This is a genomic window from Klebsiella sp. 10982, assembly GCF_048589245.1.
In the GTDB taxonomy this organism is placed as follows: Bacteria; Pseudomonadota; Gammaproteobacteria; order Enterobacterales; family Enterobacteriaceae; genus Klebsiella; species Klebsiella quasivariicola.
In genome coordinates this window covers 1-19222 of record NZ_JBMAXV010000008.1, presented here as the reverse complement: position 1 = coordinate 19222, position 19222 = coordinate 1, and the positions used below count along the sequence as shown (strand labels likewise).

At 64.2% G+C, this 19222-nt stretch carries 15 protein-coding genes; 9 read left to right on the top strand and 6 right to left on the bottom strand.

Annotated features, from left to right (window positions below; genetic code table 11):
* Positions 1–82 precede the first annotated feature (82 nt).
* Positions 83–742 (bottom strand): enterobactin synthase subunit EntD, encoded by a 660-nt coding sequence (entD, locus tag ACKLKD_RS09345; RefSeq protein WP_087806258.1) that lies wholly within the window; start codon positions 740–742, stop codon positions 83–85.
* A gap of 66 nt (positions 743–808) precedes the next feature.
* Positions 809–3037 carry a siderophore enterobactin receptor FepA gene (gene fepA / locus ACKLKD_RS09340; protein WP_080897294.1) on the bottom strand — a complete coding sequence of 743 codons (2229 nt, stop codon included), beginning with the start codon at positions 3035–3037 and terminating at the stop codon, positions 809–811.
* Positions 3038–3276: 239 nt separating this feature from the next.
* Between fepA and fes the strand changes: the two genes are divergently transcribed.
* The 3 genes from fes to entF are packed head-to-tail and all read left to right on the top strand — an operon-like array spanning position 3277 to position 8629.
* The gene (fes, locus tag ACKLKD_RS09335; protein WP_312019180.1) at positions 3277–4506 is read left to right on the top strand and encodes an enterochelin esterase; all 1230 of its coding nucleotides are present in this window, start codon (positions 3277–3279) and stop codon (positions 4504–4506) included.
* 27 nt (positions 4507–4533) lie between these two features.
* Positions 4534–4737 carry an MbtH family protein gene (locus ACKLKD_RS09330; RefSeq protein WP_004176919.1) on the top strand — a complete coding sequence of 68 codons (204 nt, stop codon included), beginning with the start codon at positions 4534–4536 and terminating at the stop codon, positions 4735–4737.
* A 10-nt stretch (positions 4738–4747) separates the two neighbouring features.
* Positions 4748–8629 (top strand): enterobactin non-ribosomal peptide synthetase EntF, encoded by a 3882-nt coding sequence (entF, locus tag ACKLKD_RS09325; RefSeq protein WP_087806254.1) that lies wholly within the window; start codon positions 4748–4750, stop codon positions 8627–8629.
* A gap of 64 nt (positions 8630–8693) precedes the next feature.
* Here entF and fepC read toward each other — a convergent pair whose 3' ends face one another.
* From fepC to fepD, 3 genes are read right to left on the bottom strand one after another with little or no spacing between them, the layout of a single operon-like run.
* On the bottom strand, positions 8694–9488 hold the full coding sequence (gene fepC, locus ACKLKD_RS09320; RefSeq protein WP_002893737.1) for an iron-enterobactin ABC transporter ATP-binding protein: 795 nt from the start codon (positions 9486–9488) through the stop codon (positions 8694–8696).
* The gene (fepG, locus tag ACKLKD_RS09315; protein ID WP_004147521.1) at positions 9485–10477 is read right to left on the bottom strand and encodes an iron-enterobactin ABC transporter permease; all 993 of its coding nucleotides are present in this window, start codon (positions 10475–10477) and stop codon (positions 9485–9487) included. The genes fepC and fepG overlap by 4 nt, the downstream gene beginning before the upstream one ends.
* Positions 10474–11481: a Fe(3+)-siderophore ABC transporter permease gene (fepD, locus tag ACKLKD_RS09310; RefSeq protein WP_004176917.1), complete on the bottom strand. Its 1008-nt coding sequence runs from the start codon at positions 11479–11481 to the stop codon at positions 10474–10476. Before fepD ends, fepG begins: the two co-directional genes overlap by 4 nt.
* A gap of 112 nt (positions 11482–11593) precedes the next feature.
* Here fepD and entS point away from each other — a divergent pair, with 112 nt between their 5' ends.
* Entirely contained in the window at positions 11594–12835 is a 1242-nt protein-coding gene (gene entS / locus ACKLKD_RS09305) for an enterobactin transporter EntS (protein ID WP_080897292.1), read from the top strand.
* Between the two features lie 342 nt (positions 12836–13177).
* On the opposite strand, the gene fepB is transcribed toward entS, so the two are convergent.
* Positions 13178–14137 carry a Fe2+-enterobactin ABC transporter substrate-binding protein gene (gene fepB, locus ACKLKD_RS09300; RefSeq protein ID WP_025714613.1) on the bottom strand — a complete coding sequence of 320 codons (960 nt, stop codon included), beginning with the start codon at positions 14135–14137 and terminating at the stop codon, positions 13178–13180.
* 187 nt (positions 14138–14324) lie between these two features.
* On the opposite strand from fepB, the gene entC reads away from it, so the two are divergent.
* From entC to entH, 5 genes are read left to right on the top strand one after another with little or no spacing between them, the layout of a single operon-like run.
* Positions 14325–15500 (top strand): isochorismate synthase EntC, encoded by a 1176-nt coding sequence (gene entC, locus ACKLKD_RS09295; RefSeq protein WP_025714612.1) that lies wholly within the window; start codon positions 14325–14327, stop codon positions 15498–15500.
* A gap of 9 nt (positions 15501–15509) precedes the next feature.
* Entirely contained in the window at positions 15510–17117 is a 1608-nt protein-coding gene (gene entE, locus ACKLKD_RS09290) for a (2,3-dihydroxybenzoyl)adenylate synthase EntE (RefSeq protein ID WP_025714611.1), read from the top strand.
* A gap of 13 nt (positions 17118–17130) precedes the next feature.
* Entirely contained in the window at positions 17131–17982 is an 852-nt protein-coding gene (entB, locus tag ACKLKD_RS09285) for an enterobactin biosynthesis bifunctional isochorismatase/aryl carrier protein EntB (protein ID WP_025714610.1), read from the top strand.
* Positions 17982–18737, top strand: coding sequence for a 2,3-dihydro-2,3-dihydroxybenzoate dehydrogenase EntA (entA, locus tag ACKLKD_RS09280; protein WP_042929942.1), 756 nt, complete (start codon positions 17982–17984; stop codon positions 18735–18737). The genes entB and entA overlap by 1 nt, the downstream gene beginning before the upstream one ends.
* A complete protein-coding gene (entH, locus tag ACKLKD_RS09275) occupies positions 18738–19151 on the top strand; it encodes a proofreading thioesterase EntH (protein ID WP_080897291.1) in 414 nt (137 codons plus the stop codon). It begins immediately after the preceding gene.
* Positions 19152–19222: the final 71 nt, after the last annotated feature.

The window sequence follows — 19222 nt, the reverse complement described above, 5'->3', positions numbered from 1 at the left end:
TTTATTATTCAATGTAACCATAAAGCGGCCAGCCAGAACTGTCTACGGTTTGCACAGGTAATTTCTTAAAAAGCGAAAAGGATCACGCTTCGCGAGGCGGGCAGGTACAGGTAATAACGAAATCGTCTTTTATCAGATGATTGATTTGCAAGGTGAAATCAGCAAGCTGTACGGAGAAGCGGGCGGTAAAACGTAAATGAACCTGCTGCGCAGTGAGCGCCACAATCCGGGCGCTGTGGAAGCCGGGCAGGGCTAAAGCGTGTGAAGACCAGGCCTTAAACCCACTCTCTTTCGCGGAAAACGCCAGCGTCAGCGCCAGCGGGAAGGGCAGACCGCTGCGCAGCAGCGCCGTTTTTTCTGCCGGACTGATAATGCTGCTCTCCAGTTCCGCCGCCAGCTGGGGGGTAAACCGGCGCTCGATATCGACCCCCACCGGCCGATCGGCAACCACCGCCAGCGCGCGCTGGCCGCAGTGGCTGATGCTGCCGAACCAGGGTGTGGGCCACAGCGGCTGGCGCCGATCGCCGATGGCGGGAAGCCGTTTCTCCCCCACCTCGCGCAGGGCGTATGCCGCGGCGATGCGTCCGGCCAGATGCTCCGCCTGCCGCTTGCGGCCCCAGCCGGTCAGGCTGGCGTGATAGGGCAGCCAGAACAGATCTTCCGGCTGGAAAGTCGCCGGGTCGAAGTCGATCTGCTGGATGGTATAGCCGGCCAGTGGCAAAGCGGTGTGATGGTGGCGCATAGGGTAAGGTTACCGCGGTTGCCCCCGCCCTTTGTCCAGCAAGGGCGGGGGAGGGAGAACCCGCTATCAGAAGTGGGTGTTGACGCTCATATACCAGGTACGGCCCGATTCGTTATAGGTCTCGGCGCCGGCGCCATACATATAGCCGGTGGCGCCCCCGGTGGTCTGGGCGTTGCCCGCGCGCCAGTGGCGTTTGTCGAAGACGTTATCCACGCCGCCGGTCAGACTGACGTATTTGGTGACGTCCCAGGTCGCGCTCAGGCCGAGGATGCTGTAGGGGCTGACCTCGTTCTTCTCGCTGCCGGTAACCGGTTGACCTTTGTAGTTGTACTTCTTCGGCTCCTGCTTACCGTACCAGGTAAAGGTTGACTGCAGCGAAACGTCATCGCGTACCTGCCAGCTCAGCGTAGAGTTCAGCGTGTATTCCGGGATAATCGACAGACGATCGCCGGTCTCTTTGTTCTTACTCTGCAGCATATAGGTGATGTTGTTGGTCCAGTTCACGGTCTCGCTTACCGGCACGTTCAACGTCCCTTCCAGGCCTTCCACCACCGCTTTCGGCACGTTTTCCCATTGGTAGAGGTCAGTGCCGCTGCCGTTGGTATAGACCGGGGCATAGCCCGCTTCAATCTTATTGCGATAGTCGTTGCGGAACCAGGTGACGCCCGCCAGCCAGCCGTCGCGTTTAAACTCGAGGCCAATCTCTTTGTTGATGCTGGTCTCGGCTTTTAAGTCGTCGTTACCCTGCAGATAGCAACCGGATTTACTGGCGTAGCAGCCCTGTCCTTTGCTGTAGAGAATATAGTTCGGGTTGGTCTGATACAGGCTCGGTGCTTTATAGGCGCGGGCGATACCCATCTTCAGCGTGAAGTCGTCCCACAGGCCCTGCGACAGGTTGAGGGACGGGCTCCAGTTATTGCCGACAATGCTGTGATGATCGAAACGCAGCGCCGGAGTCAGCATGGTGGTGTCGGTCAGCTCCATGTTGTTCTCGGCGAACAGCGAGAAGATTTCCGCCTGCGAGTACGGGCTGCGGCCGGTGCTGTCGTAGCCCGGAATTTCGCCTCCCGACAGCGCCTGGGTGTTGGACGCGTTATCCTTCATCCGCTGTTGATTCCACTCGCTGCCCAGCGTCAGGTTCTGATTAACCAGATAGTCGAACGGGATACTGACTTCACTGTGCAGCATCACATCTGACAGATCGATATCCGAGAACTGATTACTGTTAAAGATCCCCTCGGTGCCCCCGGCCAGGCCTTCGCCTTTGCGCGAGTTGCGGGTGCGCTCGTACTGCGCCCAGTTGCTGGTGGTCACCCCGTTGTCCCAGGCGCCGTTCCAGGTGACCGAGTAGGTGTTGCGATACAGCCGGTTGGTCTCTTTGCCGTAGTTCTCTTTTACCAGGTCGTTGGTGTTGGTGTTCTGGGTGTCACCAGCGTAGAGGTTGCCCTGGCGGCTGTAGCCGGCTTCAAACTCCAGCGACTGCATCGGAGCGAATTCCCAGCGCACCAGACCATCGATGTTTTTGTTTTTCACCCCTTCGCGCCCGGCCGGCAGGGTATCGGCATAGATCCCGGTACGTTCGGACTGATGGCCCTGGTTGATATCCCAGGCGTCGGCCTGCGTTTTGTCGAGGTTACCGAACAGGCGGAAGCTGAAATCGCCGCCCAGCGGGCCGCTGAGGCTGAAGTTAGTGCGTTTGGTGGAGCCTTCATCCTTGTGCTCCGGGGCGTTCATATAGGTGTTCCATGAGCCGTGCCACTCATCGCCGGTTTTTTTGGTGATGATATTCACCACGCCGCCGGCGGCGCCGTTGCCGTAGCGGGCGGCGGCCGGGCCGCGGATCACTTCGATGCGTTCGATCATCTCCGGCGGCACCCAGCTGGTGTCGCCGCGGGTGTCGCGCTCGCCGCGCCAGCCGAGGCGCACGGAGTTGCGGCTGGTGACCGGCTTGCCGTCGATCAGGATCAGGGTGTTTTCCGGGCCCATGCCGCGGATATCAATCTGGCGGTTATTGCCGCGCTGGCCGCTGGTGGAGTTGCCGGTCAGGTTGACCCCCGGCATGGTGCGAATGATCTCCGAGACGTCGCGCGCTGGCGGACGTTTGCGGATCTCATCGGCGGTGATGGTGGAGACGCCCGGCGCCTGCAGGTTCTGCTCGGCGGCGGTGACCACCATGGTCTCTTCAGCAGCGCTGTTTTTATCGTCGGTGGCGGTTTCCGCTGCGCTTAACGGAAAAGCAACCCCGTAAATTCCCAGATTGACCAGCAAGGCCAGGGATTTGATCCTGTTATTCATTGTTATTCCTGCTTTTTTGTCGCCACGTTCCCCAAACGCCCCTTCCCACCGGGAGGGGAGGCGGCATAAATGTTGCCAGAAGCGGGCAAAGGCACTCCGTCGCTGGCTGAATAAGCCCGCTTTGACATGTTCTGGTGAAAGACGCGCTTCCCACGGCGCGCTAATACGCTATTGCAAATGCAAATAGTTATCAATAATATTATCAATAAATAGTGACAATTAATTAAAAAAGTCACGTGATACATAGGGTTAATGACAGAATGTTAAGGACAGGAAGCGAGGAATGGTGGCAAACCCTGCACGGACCGCAGTGCCGCGCAGTGGATGACGTCATCGAGGTGACGTTCTGGTGGCGGGATCCGGCGGGGGATGAAACGCACTCTCCCTATCGTCGGGTATGGCTGTATATCACCGGCGTGACCGACCACCATCAGAATGCGCGGCCGCAATCGCTGACGCGTCTGCCCGGGACCGACGCCTGGTGCTGGCGCACTACGCTGTCGCCGACCTGGCGCGGTAGCTACTGTTTTATTCCCTCCGACCGTGACGATGATTTTTCCCCTGAGGTGTTCAGCGCTGACGCCCCCGACCGCGCGCTGCTGCGCGAAGGCTGGCGCAAACTGCTGCCGCGGGCGATAGCCGATCCGCTGAACCCGCACAGCTGGCAGGGCGGACGCGGCCATGGCGTGTCGGCCCTGGAGATGCCGCAGGCCCCCGCGCAGCCCGGCTGGGACCGGCTTAATGAGGCGCATCCTCCCGCCCGTTGTCTTGAGTGGCGCAGCGCGCGTCTGGGCAACCATCGCCGGGTCTGGATCTACACCCCTGGCGAGGCCGTCGACCCGCAAACGCGGCCGCTGGCGATCCTGCTGGACGGCCAGTTCTGGGCCGAAAGCATGCCGGTGTGGTCGCCGCTGGCCGCCCTGACCCACGAGGGGAAGCTGCCGCCGGCGGTCTACCTGCTGATTGACGCGATCGACAACCAGCGCCGCGGGGTTGAGCTGCCCTGTCACCGCGATTTCTGGCTGGCGGTGCAGGAGGAGCTCCTGCCGCTGGTCCGCAGCCATGCCCCGTTCAGCGACCGCCCGGATCGGACGGTGGTGGCCGGGCAAAGCTTCGGCGGCCTGGCGGCGATGTTCGCCGCCCTCAACTGGCCGCAGCGCTTTGGCTGCGTACTCAGCCAGTCAGGCTCCTACTGGTGGCCGCATCGCGATGGCCGCGGGACGGGCTTTATCGGCGAACAGCTTCGCCAGGGTGAGGTGTCCGCGGCCGGGCTGCGCGTCTGGCTGGAAGCGGGCCAGCGTGAACCGATTATTTTTCGCGCTAACCAGACGCTACTGGCGCAACTCACTACACCACAGCAGACGATTTTCTGGCGTCAGGTTGACGGCGGGCATGATGCGCTTTGCTGGCGCGGCGGGCTGACGGCAGGGCTTATCCAGCTCTGGCAGCCGCTGCTGTCGCACCCTTAGCATCGCGCTTTACGACAGGAGTTTGATATGCAATTCAGTAACCCCTTCGACAATCCGCAAGGGCAGTTTTACATTCTGCGCAATGATCAGCAGCAGTACAGCCTTTGGCCGGCGCACTGCGACCTGCCTGCCGGCTGGACGGTGGTGTGCCCCCCGCAGTCGGCCGAGGCCTGCAACGCCTGGCTGGCGGCCAACTGGTCGACACTGACCCCCGCCCATCATGCGTCATAAGGAGCTGACAATGACCACTCGTTTACCGCTGGTTGCCGCGCAGCCGGGGATCTGGATGGCCGAGCGCCTCTCCACTCTGCCAGGCGCCTGGAGCGTGGCCCACTATGTTGAACTGCGCGGCGCCCTCGACCCGACGCTGCTGGGAAAAGCGATTGTCGCCGGTCTGCAGCAGGCGGACACCCTCAGCCTGCGCTTTGAGGAAGAGGAGGGGGAAGTCTGGCAGTGGCTGGCGGCCGACCGCACCTTTGGCGAACCGTCGATCATTGACCTGCGTACGGCGCCGGATCCGCATCACGCCGCCGTGGAGCGGATGCAGGCGGACCTGGCGCAGGATCTGCGCGTTGACGGCGGCAACCCGCTGGTGTGCCATCAGCTGCTGCGCGTCGGCGACGACCGCTGGTACTGGTATCAGCGCTATCACCACTTGCTGGTGGACGGCTTCAGCTTCCCGGCAATAACCCGGCAGATCGCCGCCATTTACCGCGCCTGGCAGCGGGGGGAAGCCACTCCTGAGTCGCCTTTCACCCCCTTCGCTGAGGTGGTGGATGAGTACCAGCGCTACGCCGGCAGCGAGGCCTGGCAGCGGGATAAAGCCTTCTGGCAGGCCCAACGCCAGGCGTTACCGGCGCCTGCCTCGCTCTCTGCCGCGCCGCTGGGCGGGCGCGCCGCCGGGAGCGATATCTGGCGGATGAAGCTGGAGATGAATGCCGACGCCTTCCGCCGTCTGGCCGGCCATGCGCCGCAGTGTCAGCCCGCTGACCTGGCGCTGGCGCTCACCACCCTGTGGCTGGGCCGCCTGTGCAACCGGATGGACTACGCGGCGGGCTTTATCTTTATGCGCCGGATGGGGTCAGCCGCGCTGACCTCGACGGGGCCGGTGCTCAATGTCCTGCCCCTGGCGGTGCATATTGACGCCCGGGAGACGCTGGCAGACCTGGCGATGCGCCTCGCCGCTCAGTTGAAAAAGATGCGCCGCCATCAGCGCTATGACGCCGAGCAGATCGTTCGCGACAGCGGCAAAGCGGCAGGGGATGAACCGCTGTTCGGCCCGGTGCTGAACGTCAAAGTCTTTGATTACCAGCTGGATATCGATGGTATTGAGGCGGTGACCCACACCCTTGCCACCGGCCCGGTCAACGATCTTGAGCTGGCGCTGTTCCCGGATGAGACCGGCGGCCTGTCGCTGGAGATCCTCGCCAACAAAGCCCGGTACGACGAAGCCGAGCTGCGTCGCCACATGGCGCGACTGACCGCGCTGCTGGCGCAGTTCGCCGCCGATCCGGCGCTGCGCTGCGGCGAAGCAGAGATGCTCTCCGCCGACGAGCTGGCCCGGCTGGCGGCGGTCAACGATACCGCTGTGCCGCTGCCCGCTACCACCCTCAGCGCGCTGGTGGCCGACCAGGCGCGGAAGACGCCGGATGCCCCGGCGCTGGCGGACGCCCGCTGGCAGTTCAGCTATCGCGAGATGCGTCAGCAGGTGGTGGCGCTCGCGCAGCTGCTGCGTCAGCGCGGCGTGAAGCCGGGCGACAGCGTGGCGGTGGCCCTGCCGCGCTCGGTGTTCCTGACCCTGGCGCTGCACGGTATTGTCGAAGCGGGGGCCGCCTGGCTGCCGCTGGACACTGGCTATCCGGACGACCGCCTGCGGATGATGCTGGAAGACGCCCGGCCGTCGCTGCTGATCGCCTCGGAGGATCAGCTGGCCCGCTTCAGCGATATCCCGGGGCTGGAAAGCCTCTGCTACCAGCAGCCGCTGGCCGCCGGTGATGAGGCGCCGCTGGCGCTGTCAAAACCGGACCATACCGCCTACATCATCTTTACCTCCGGCTCCACCGGGCGGCCGAAAGGGGTGATGGTCGGCCAGACCGCCATCGTCAACCGCCTGCTGTGGATGCAGGATCGCTATCCGTTATCTGCCGACGACGTGGTGGCGCAGAAAACGCCGTGCAGTTTCGACGTGTCGGTGTGGGAGTTCTGGTGGCCGTTTATCGCCGGCGCGCAGCTGGTGATGGCCGAGCCGGAGGCGCACCGCGACCCGCAGGCGATGCAGCAGTTTTTCGCCCGCTACGGCGTGACCACCACCCACTTTGTGCCCTCGATGCTGGCGGCGTTTGTCGCCTCGCTGGATGGCGACAGCGTCGCCGCCTGCCGCACGCTGCGACGGGTCTTCTGCAGCGGCGAAGCGCTACCGACGGAATTGTGCCGCGACTGGGAGCGCTTAACCGGCGCGCCGCTGCATAACCTGTACGGCCCGACGGAAGCGGCGGTGGATGTCAGCTGGTATCCGGCCTGCGGGCCTGAGCTGGCAGCCGTGACTGGCAGCAGCGTGCCGATTGGCTGGCCGGTGTGGAACACCGGGCTGCGCATTCTCGATGCCGCGATGCGCCCGGTGCCGCCGGGGGTGGCGGGGGATCTTTATCTTACCGGCATCCAGCTGGCGCAGGGCTATCTCGGACGTCCGGACCTCACCGCCAGCCGCTTTATCGCCGATCCGTTTGCCCCCGGCGAGCGGATGTATCGCACCGGCGATGTGGCGCGCTGGCTGACGAACGGCGCGGTGGAGTACCTTGGCCGCAGCGACGACCAGCTGAAGATCCGCGGGCAGCGCATCGAGCTTGGCGAGATTGATCGGGTGATGTCGGCCCTGCCGGACGTGGCGCAGGCGTTGAGCCACGCCTGCGTCTTCAATCAGGCGGCGGCGACCGGCGGCGATGCCCGGCAGCTAGTGGGCTATCTGGTCTCTGACTCCGGCCTGCCGCTGGATACCGCGGCGCTGAGAGCGCGGCTGGCGGAACAGCTGCCGCCGCATATGGTGCCGGTGGTGCTGATGCAGCTCGCTGAACTGCCGCTGAGCGCCAACGGCAAACTGGACCGCAAAGCGCTGCCGCTGCCGACCCTCGGCGGGGAGCGCAGCGGCCGGCCGCCGGAGCCCGGGATGGAAACCCTTGTCGCCGCGGCCTTTAGCCAGCTGCTGGGCTGCGAGGTGAACGATATCGACGCCGATTTCTTCGCCCTTGGCGGCCATTCGCTGCTGGCGATGCGCCTGGCGGCGCAGCTCAGCCGCCAGCTGGCGCGGCAGGTGACCCCGGGGCAGGTGATGGTGGCCTCGACGGTGGGCAAACTGAGCGCGCTGCTGGCTGCCGATCTCAGCGATGAGCAGGCCCGGCGCCTGGGGCTGGATACGCTTCTGCCGCTGCGCGAGAGCGACGGCCCGACGCTGTTCTGCTTCCATCCCGCCTCCGGCTTTGCCTGGCAGTTCAGCGTGCTGGCGCGCTATCTCAGCCCGCGCTGGTCGATAACCGGGATTCAGTCGCCGCGTCCGCAGGGGCCGATGGCCAGCGCCGCCAGCCTCGATGAGGTGTGCGAGCACCATCTGCGCACGCTGCTGGCGCAGCAGCCTCACGGCCCTTATTACCTGTTCGGGTATTCGCTGGGCGGCACCTTAGCCCAGGGGATTGCCGCCCGTTTGCGCCAGCGCGGCGAAGCGGTGGCCTTCCTCGGCCTGCTGGATACCTGGCCGCCGGAGACGCAAAACTGGGCGGAGAAAGAGGCTAACGGGCTGGATCCCGAGGTACTGGCGGAGATTGACCGCGAGCGCGAGGCGTTCCTCGCCGCCCAGCAAGGGCAAGCCTCCGGCGAGCTGTTCAGCGCTATCGAAGGTAACTATGCCGATGCGGTGCGGCTGTTAACCACCGCCCACAGCGCGTCGTTTGACGGCAAGGCGACGCTGTTCGTGGCGGAGAAGACGCGGCAGGCGGGGATGGATCCGCAGGTCGTATGGGGCCCGTGGGTGGGGGAACTGGAGGTGTTCAGCCAGAACTGCGCCCACGTAGACATCATCTCCCCGCAGGCCTTTGAAGCCATCGGCCCGGTGGTCAGGGAGATTCTGGGGTAACGGTTGAGTTCGGGCTACAGCAGGTAGCCCGGCTCAGCGTAGCGCAAGCCGGGGAAAGGGGAGATTACCGGCGGCCCAGCGGCACCACCAGCGGCGTATGCGCCACCGGATCCTCAATGATCGTGCAGCGCAGGCCGTAAATCCGTTCAATCAGATCCGCCGTAACGATCTCCTTTGGCGCCCCCTCGGCGACGATCCTGCCGTCGCGCAGGGCGATCAGGTGGGTGGCGTAGCGGCAGGCCTGGTTAAGATCGTGCAGCACTGCCGCCAGGGTATAACCCTTCTCGCGATTCAGCTCGCTCAACAGCTCCAGCAGGTCGATCTGATGGCTGATGTCCAGCCAGGTGGTCGGCTCATCCAACAGCATAATCGCCGTCTCCTGGGCCAGCACCATCGCAATCCACGCCCGCTGCCGCTGGCCGCCGGAAAGCGTGTCGACGCTCTGCAGCGCCAGATCGCTGATCCCGGTCGCCCGCATCGCCTTGTTCACCGCCTCTTCATCTTCTTTGCGCCAGCGGGTAAACAGCGGCTGGTGCGGATAGCGCCCGCGGGCCACCAGCTCCTGCACCGTGATATCGCCAGGGGTGGTGGCATTCTGCGCCAGCAGCCCGATGCGGCGGGCAACCTCTTTACTGGCGTACTGCTGGATCTGCGCGCCGTCGAGCCAGACGTGGCCGCTGGCGGGCGTCATCAGGCGACTGAGGGTGCGCAATAGCGTCGACTTGCCGCAGCCGTTGGGGCCGATAATGGCGGTGAAGTGACCGTCAGGGATGGTCACGTTCAGCGACTCGGCGATGGTCTTGTTCCCGTAGGCCAGGGTTAACTGCTCGCCGCGCAAACGGGAGGGGACAGCACTCATTTTTTGCGGGACTCCTGAATCAACAATGCAATAAGGTAAATACCGCCGAGGCTGACGGTTAACACGCCAACCGGCAGCTGCCACGGCATAAACAGCCGTTGGGCGCCGTAATCGGCCAGCGCCAGCAGCAGCGCGCCGCACAGGGCCGACTGGGTCAGTCCCCAGCGGGCCGTGCCGCTCAGGCGGCGGGCGATATGCGGCGCCACCAGCGCGATAAATGAGATCGGCCCGGCCAGCGCCGTCGAGGCGGCGGTGAGCACCACCGCCACCAGCATCAGCAGCAGGCGCGAACGCTCGACCTGCACCCCCAGCGCGCAGGCGGTATCGTCGCCCATCTCCAGCAGCCGCATCCGGCGAACCAGCAGGGCGCTGCCCACCAGCATCAACAGGATCAGCGGCGCCGACGGCCAGGTTTTACCCCAGGTCAGGCCATTAAGCGATCCGGCGTTCCACAGGCCCGCAGAAAGGGCGGTCTCCAGCGAGGCGCGCAGCAGCAGCCAGGTGTTGAATGCCACCAGCATGGCGCGCACGCCGATGCCGATAATGATCAGGCGGAAGGTTTCGATCCCGTTGCGCCAGGCCAGCAGCCAGACCACCAGCGAGGTCAGCACCCCGCCGGCCATCGCCGCCAGGGCGATCGCCGTCAGGTTCTGGCCGAAGAGGACCATTGCCACCAGCACGCCGCTCCAGGCGCCGGTGTTAAAGCCCATCACGTCCGGGCTGCCGAGCGGGTTACGGGTCAGCGACTGGAAAATGGCGCCGCTGACGCCGAGCGCGGCGCCGATGAGCAGCGCCATTAACACCCGCGGCAGCCGCCATTCGTTCACCACCATCGCGACGTTGCGCGGCGCATCGCCGAACAGCGCCGAGAACACCTGGTCAATCGTCAGGGGCACCGGGCCTTGCGCCAGCCCGAGCAGAGAAATCAGCAGGCTGGCGGCCATCAGCAGCAGACAGCTGGCTATCAGGCGGCGGGACGGAGCAATCACAGTCCACCTCCCCGCGGCTGGCGGCGCACCAGCCAGATCAGCACCGGCGCGCCGAGAAAGGCGCTCACCACCGATACCCGCAGTTCGCCGGGCACCAGCAGGCGGCCAATCACGTCGGCAAACAGCAGCAGGGCCGGGGTGGCGAGCAGGGTGACCGGCAGCGACCAGCGATGATCGGCCCCCACCAGCCAGCGCGCCATATGCGGCATCATCAGGCCGATAAAGGCGATGGGGCCGACGACGGCGGTGGCGCTGCCGCACAGGACGGTGATGACGATCAGGCCGATCAGCTGGGTGCGGGCGACGCGGCTGCCGAGGGCGGTGGCGGTATCGTTGCCCAGGCTCAGGCTGTTCAGCGCCCGGCTCAGCAGCAGAGCGGCGATCCCCGCCACGACTACCGGCAGCAGGACAATTTTCAGCGTTTGCAGGGTGCGGATATCCAGCGAACCGGCCTGCCAGAAGCGTAGCTGATCGTAGACGTCCGGGTTGAGCAGGGCGATGCCGTTGGACAGCCCCTCGAGTACCGCCGCAAGGGCGACCCCGGCGAGAGTGAGGCGCACCGGGCTCAGCTGACCGCCGCCCTGGCTGCCGGTAAAGGCTACCAGCAGCGAGGCGCAGAGCGCGCCGCAGAACGCCAGCAGCAGCTGCTCCTGCGGGGAAGTGATCCCGAACAGCGCCGCGCCGAGGACGATGGCGAAGCTGGCGCCGGAGTTGACCCCCAGCAGGCCGGGGTCGGCCAGCGGGTTGCGGGTGAGCGTCTGCATCAGCGCGCCGGCGAGGCCGAGGGCGACGCCGGCCAGCAGACCGGCCAGAGTGCGCGGCAGGCGCGCGTCCAGCACGATAGTGCAGTCGGCGCTTTGACAGGTTCCGCTGAAGGCGGTGAATACCGTGCCGATCGGCAACGATTTGGCGCCGATGGTCAGGCTAAGCGCGGCGGCTAAGGCGAGTAATAGCAACAATCCGGGCACGGCGACAGAGCGTACCGCGGTCGTAGAAAACGACATAACTGACATCCCTGATATGATAATGATAGTAATTATCGTTATCGATTTTATTCAGCTATGGTAGCATGACCCACAGTAAAAAGGGTATTAAAAATAACGACAAGGCGCTGTAATGAACCGACAATCCTGGCTGCTCAATCTCAGCCTGCTGAAAACTCACCCGGCGTTTCGCGCCGTTTTTATCGCTCGCTTTATCTCTATTCTGTCGCTTGGCCTGCTGGGCGTGGCCATCCCGGTGCAGATCCAGATGATGACCCATTCGACCTGGCAGGTCGGGTTGTCGGTGACCTTGACCGGCGCGTCGATGTTTGTTGGCCTGATGGTGGGGGGCGTACTGGCTGACCGCTATGAGCGCAAACGCCTGATCCTGCTGGCGCGCGGCACCTGCGGCGTGGGCTTTGTCGGCCTGTGTCTGAACGCCCTGTTGCCGGAGCCGTCGCTGGCGGCGATCTACCTGCTGGGGATTTGGGACGGGTTCTTCGCCTCGTTGGGGGTGACCGCGCTGCTGGCGGCGACGCCGGCGCTGGTGGGGCGGGAAAACCTGATGCAGGCCGGGGCCATCACCATGTTGACGGTGCGCCTTGGCTCGGTGATTTCGCCGATGATCGGCGGCCTGCTGCTGGCCACCGGCGGCGTGGCCTGGAACTTCGGCCTGGCGGCGGCGGGGACCTTTATCACCACCTTAACCCTGCTGCGTCTGCCGCAGCTGCCGCCGCCTCCGCAGCCGCGTGAGCATCCGCTGCGCTCCCTGCTGGCGGGGCTGACCTTCCTCTGCCAGAGCCCGCTTATCGGCGGGATTGCGCTGCTCGGTGGTCTGCTGACCATGGCCAGCGCGGTGCGGGTGCTCTATCCGGCGCTGGCCGACGGCTGGCAGATGTCGGCCGGACAGATTGGCCTGCTGTACGCTGCGATCCCGCTCGGGGCGGCGCTGGGGGCGTTGACCAGCGGCCAGCTGGCCCAGACGGTGCGGCCAGGCGCGCTGATGCTGGCGACCACGGTGGGATCGTTTATCGCCATTGCGCTGTTCAGCCTGATGCCGCACTGGGCGTTGGGTGCGCTGTGCCTGGCGCTGTTTGGCTGGCTGAGCGCTATTAGCTCGCTGCTGCAGTACACCCTGATCCAGACCCAGACGCCGGAACATATGCTTGGACGGATTAACGGCCTGTGGACCGCGCAAAACGTCACCGGCGACGCCATCGGCGCGGCGCTGCTCGGCGGCTTAGGGGCGGTGATGACCCCGGCGGCATCCGCCAGCGCCAGCGGCTGGGCGCTGGCGCTCGTCGGTGTGCTGCTGGTGGGGCTGCTACGCGAGCTGCGCCGTTTCCAGAGCCCGGAAATCGTCAACGAAAGTTAAGTAGGGTGCGATTGCCCGGTGGCGGCTGCGCCTTACCGGGCCTACAGTCTCGGGCATTGTAGGCCGGTGCAAGCGCCGCGCCGCCAGGCAAGATGTTCAGGCCGCGTACCCGGCCTGATGCCCGGTGGCGGCTACGCCTTACCGGGCCTACGGTCTCGGGTATTGTAGGCCGGGCAAGCGGAGCGCCGCCCGGCAAAGAGTTCAGGTTGCGTTCCCGTCCTGATGCCCGGTGGCGGCTGCGCCTTACCGGGCCTGGGGTATGGCAGGGCGGTGCAAGCTCAGCAGGCCGGGCAAGCGCCGCGCCGCCCGGCAAAGAGTTAAGGCCTGATGGCACAGCCCGCGTTAGCCGAACAGGCTGGAGAGACGCTGGAGCACCAGCAGGGCGCTGTAGTAGTCAAGGCGGAAGGTCTCGGTGCCCAGCGGATAGACGCGTTTGCCTTCGACCGCCGGGAGATGCGCCAGCAGCGGGTTGGCGTAGATGGCATCCGCATCTTTCTGGTCGCCGGCGAACAGGAACAGGCTCTGGCCGTTCAGACCGGCCGCGAGGTTCTCCCCGCCCAGCTGCACGATATCGTGGCGTTTACCCTGGCTATGGCTGGCGGGCAGGCCGCCCGGCAGCGTCGCCAGGCTAAAGCCCAGCTGTTCGAGCATCTGCCCCTGGGCCGATGCCGGCGTCCAGATATTGGCGCTGTGCGCGGCGGCGGTATAGACCAGGGCGGTCACCGGCTGCGGCGGCAGTTTCATTTTTTCTTTTAACGAAACGAGCTGTTTATTGAAGTCGGCAATGCGCGCGCTGGCCTGCTGCTCATGGCCGATGATCTGCCCCAGTTGGGTGAGCAAGGTTTGCCAGCTTTTATCGTCATAGTTGATGACCAGCGTCGGGGCGATCGTTTTGAGCTGATCGTACAGCGGCAGGGCAGAGTCGCCGCCGGTGGCGCTCACCAGGATCAGGTCCGGCATCTGGGCGGCCACCGCTTCCGCGCTCGGTTCGCCGATGTACAGCCGCGCCAGCTTGCGGGCTTTGGCGACCTCGCTCCACTGGCGCAGAAATCCCTGGCTATCGGCCACGCGGTTGTTCGGCGTGGTGGCGCCGCTGGCGACCACCGGAGCGTCAATCGCCAGCAGCGAGCCGGTGAGGGTCACGCTGGTGGAGACAATGCGCAGCGGCTGGCTCGGCAGGGTGTGGGTCCCGTAGCTGTCGGTGACCTGGCGCGGCCAGTCCGCCGCCTGGGCTGAGGTAATTCCTAAAAGCAACAGCATGCCGGTCAGCGCACCGCGGCGGCAGAAAGAAAAGAAGTTCACGTCATCGCATCCTGATTCGAAAGGTAATAAATGCGTCTCATTTTCAACTTTGCGTCAGCAGGATGCAAGCCAAAGTGGCGCGCAATGACGTAACGCGGTTGACATGGCGGGCAATACCTTTTAGGTTAGCCAACCAAAATACAAATGATAATTATTCGTAATATATTTATCGTTTTTGGAGGATGATATGGAAACGTCACTGGCTGAGGATGTACAGAAACACACCCAGACCCTGTCTCCGGACAGCTTCTTCTTTATGTCGCCGTACCGCAGTTTTACCACTTCAGGCTGCTTCCGTCGCTTCTCACAGCCCGCCGTTGGCGGCGATGCGCTGAACGGCGAGTTCCAGCAGCAGATGGCCGCCGCCTTTGCCGAGGCCCGGGCGGCGGGGATCCGCAAGCCGGTGATGGTCGGGGCTATCCCGTTCGACACCTGTCAGCCTTCCGAGCTCTATATCCCCGAGCGCTGGGAAGCGTTCTCTCGCCCGGAAAAGCAGCGTTCCGCCCGCTATGCCGCGCCGCTGGAGGCGATGGAGGTGGTGGAGCGTCGGGAGATCCCGGAGCAGGACGAGTTTCTGGCGATGGTAGAACGCGCCGCCGCGCTGACCGCCACCCCGGAAGTCGACAAAGTGGTGCTATCAAGGCTTATCGATATTACCACCCGCGACCGCGTCGACAGCGGCGCGCTGATGGAGCGACTGATCGCCCAGAACCCCGCCAGCTTTAACTTCCACGTGCCGCTCTCCGACGGCGGCGTGCTGCTGGGCGCCAGTCCGGAGCTGCTGCTGCGTAAAGAAGGACAGCGCTTCAGCTCGTTACCGCTGGCCGGCTCCGCCCGTCGTCAGCCGGACGATGTGCTGGACCGCGAAGCAGGCAACAAACTACTGGCGTCCGGCAAAGATCGTCACGAACACGAGCTGGTGACCCAGGCGATGAAGAGCGTGCTTGGCCCGCGCAGCAGCCAGCTGTCGCTGCCGGAGTCGCCGCAGCTGATTACCACCCCGACGCTCTGGCATCTGGCGACGCCGATCGAAGGTACAGCGCTGGCGGAAGAAAACGCCATGTCGCTGGCCTGTCTGCTGCACCCGACCCCGGCGCTGAGCGGCTTCCCGCACCAGGCGGCGAAGCGCCTGATCGCCGAGCTCGAACCCTTCGATCGCCAGCTGTTCGGCGGCATCGTTGGCTGGTGCGACGATGAAGGCAACGGTGAGTGGGTGGTGACCATCCGCTGTGCGCGTCTGCAGCAGCGTACGCTGCGCCTGTTTGCCGGCGCGGGTATCGTCCCGGCCTCTTCGCCGCTGGGCGAATGGCGCGAAACCGGCGTCAAACTGACCACCATGCTTAACGTATTTGGCTTGAATTAAGAGGCAAGGATGATTGCATTTACCCGTTGGCCGGAAGCGTTCGCGTCCCGCTATCGTCAAAAAGGCTACTGGCAGGATCTGCCGTTAACCAATCTGCTTACCCGTCATGCGGACAATGACGCCGTGGCGATTATCGATGGCGAGCGGCAGATTAGCTACCGCCAGTTTAATCAACTGGTGGACAATCTTGCCTGCTCGCTGCAGCGCCAGGGACTGAAGCGCGGGGAAACCGCGCTGGTGCAGCTGGGCAACGTCGCCGAGTTTTACATCACCTTCTTTGCTCTGCTGCGCATCGGCGTCGCGCCGGTGAACGCGCTGTTCAGCCATCAGCGCAGCGAGCTTAACGCCTACGCCGCACAGATTAAACCGGCGCTGCTGATTGCCGATCGCGAGCACGCGCTGTTTGCCGATGATAGTTTCCTCCACGCGTTTATCGCGGAGCATCCTTCTCTGCGCGTCGCGCTGCTGCGTAACGACGGCGGCGAGCGCGATCTGGCGACGGAGATTAACCGCCCGGCGGATAACTTTGTCGCCAATCCAACCCCTGCCGACGAAGTGGCCTTTTTCCAGCTCTCCGGCGGCAGCACCGGGACGCCGAAGCTGATCCCGCGCACCCATAACGATTACGACTACAGTATCCGGCGCAGCAACGAGATCTGCGGGATCAACGCGGAGACGCGCTACCTCAACGCGCTGCCGGCGGCGCATAACTATGCGATGAGTTCCCCGGGTTCGCTCGGTGTCTTCCTCGCCGGCGGCCGGGTGATCCTCGCCGCCGACCCGAGCGCCACCCTCTGTTTCCCGCTGATTGAACAACACCAGATCAACGTCGCGTCGCTGGTGCCGCCGGCGGTCAGCCTGTGGCTGCAGGCGATCCATGAATGGGGCGGCAACGCGCAACTGCAATCGCTGGAGCTGCTGCAGGTCGGCGGCGCACGCCTGTCGGCGACCCTCGCCGCGCGCATTCCGGCGGAAATCGGCTGCCAGCTGCAGCAGGTGTTCGGCATGGCGGAGGGGCTGGTGAATTACACCCGCCTTAACGACAGCCCGGAGCGAATTATCAACACCCAGGGCTGCCCGATGTGCCCGGACGATGAAGTGTGGGTGGCGGATGCCGATGGCAACCCGCTGCCGCGCGGCGAAGTGGGCCGTCTGATGACCCGCGGCCCTTATACCTTCCGCGGCTACTACAACAGCCCGCAGCATAACGCGGAAGCCTTTGACGCCGAGGGGTTTTACTGCTCCGGCGATCTGATTTCGATCGATGAAGACGGCTATATCACCGTGCAGGGCCGGGAAAAAGATCAGATCAACCGCGGTGGCGAGAAGATCGCCGCGGAAGAGATCGAAAACCTGCTGCTGCGCCATGAGGCGGTGATCCACGCCGCGCTGGTCAGCATTGAAGACAATCTGCTGGGCGAGAAAAGCTGCGCTTATCTGGTGGTGACCTCGCCGCTGCGCGCCGTCGCGGTACGCCGCTTCCTGCGCGAGCAGGGGGTGGCGGAATTTAAACTGCCGGATCGCGTGGAGTGCGTTGCCGCGCTGCCGCTGACGCCGGTGGGCAAAGTCGATAAAAAACAATTACGTCAGTGGCTGGCCGAAGGCAAGCTGGGCTGAAGGAGAACAGAAAATGGCAATCCCTAAATTACAGGCTTACGCGCTGCCGGAAGCCAGCGATATCCCGGCGAACAAAGTCAACTGGGCCTTTGAGCCGTCGCGCGCCGCGCTGCTGATCCACGATATGCAGGAGTATTTCCTCAATTTCTGGGGCGAAAACAGCGCGATGATGGAGAAAGTGGTGGCTAATATCGCCGCCCTGCGCGACTTCTGCAAACAAAACGGTATTCCGGTGTACTACACCGCCCAGCCGAAAGAGCAGAGCGATGAAGACCGCGCCCTGCTGAATGATATGTGGGGGCCGGGGTTGACCCGCTCGCCGGAGCAGCAGCAGGTGATTGCCGCGCTGGCGCCGGATGAACAGGATACGGTGCTGGTGAAATGGCGCTACAGCGCGTTTCATCGCTCGCCGCTTGAAGAGATGCTGAAAGAGAGCGGCCGCGACCAGCTGATCATTACCGGCGTTTACGCCCATATCGGCTGCATGACTACCGCCACCGATGCTTTTATGCGCGATATCAAACCGTTCTTTGTCGCCGACGCGCTGGCGGACTTCAGCCGTGAAGAGCACCTGATGGCGCTGAAATACGTCGCCGGCCGCTCCGGACGCGTGGTGATGACCGAAGAGCTGCTGCCGCTGCCGGCCTCCAAAGCGGCGCTGCGCGCGCTGATCCTGCCGCTGCTCGACGAATCCGATGAACCGCTGGATGATGAAAACCTGATCGACTACGGCCTGGATTCGGTGCGCATGATGGCGCTGGCCGCCCGCTGGCGTAAAGTGCACGGCGATATCGACTTCGTGATGCTGGCGAAAAACCCGACCATCGACGCCTGGTGGGCGCTGCTCTCCCGTGAGGTGCAATAATGGCGGCGCTGGATTTTCGCGGCCAGACCGTGTGGGTGACCGGCGCGGGTAAAGGCATTGGCTATGCCACCGCGTTGGCTTTCGTCGAGGCCGGGGCCAACGTCACCGGTTTCGACCTTGCCTTTAGCGGCGAAAGCTACCCGTTTGCCACCGAAACGCTGGACGTCGCCGATGCCGACCAGGTACGCGACGTGTGCGCGCGGCTGCTCAACAACATCGAACGGCTGGACGTGCTGGTGAATGCCGCCGGGATCCTACGCATGGGTGCGACCGATCAACTGAGCGCGGAAGACTGGCGGCAGACCTTCGCGGTGAACGTTGGCGGCGCGTTTAATCTGTTTCAGCAGACGATGGCCCAGTTCCGCCGTCAGCGGGGTGGGGCGATTGTCACCGTCGCTTCCGATGCCGCGCATACGCCGCGTATCGGCATGAGCGCCTATGGCGCCTCGAAAGCGGCGCTGAAAAGCCTGGCGTTGACCGTCGGACTTGAGCTGGCAGGCAGCGGCGTGCGCTGCAACCTCGTGTCGCCGGGCTCCACCGATACCGATATGCAACGTACCCTGTGGGTCAATGACGATGCGGAACAGCAGCGGATCCGCGGATTTGGCGAGCAGTTTAAGCTCGGGATCCCGCTGGGTAAGATTGCCCGTCCGCAGGAGATCGCCAATACCATTCTGTTCCTCGCCTCTTCGCACGCCAGCCATATCACCCTGCAGGATATTGTGGTCGATGGCGGCTCGACGCTGGGGGCGTAAATGGCCTGGAAACGAGAGCTCACGCTGGCGGAATTGAACGCCAGCAGCGAAAACACCCTGGTGGCGCATCTTGGCATCGTCTACACCCGGCTCGATGCGGGGCTGCTGGAGGCGGAGATGCCGGTGGATGCCCGCACGCATCAGCCGTTTGGCCTGCTGCACGGCGGCGCCTCGGCGGCGCTGGCGGAGACGCTGGGCTCGATGGCCGGTTGGCTGATGACCGAGGATGGGCAGTGCGTGGTGGGCACCGAGCTTAACGCTAGCCACCATCGTCCGGTCTCCAGCGGGAAAGTACGAGGCGAATGCCGACCGCTGCATCTTGGCCGCCAGAGTCAGAGCTGGGAAATTGTGGTGTATGACGAAAGGGGGCGGCGCTGCTGCACCTGTCGTCTGGGTACCGCGGTGCTAGGCTAAGAAGCCGCTATTTCCCCGGCTTGCGCTGCGCTGAGCCGGGCTACGGTTTCTGGGCTAAGAAGCTGCTATTT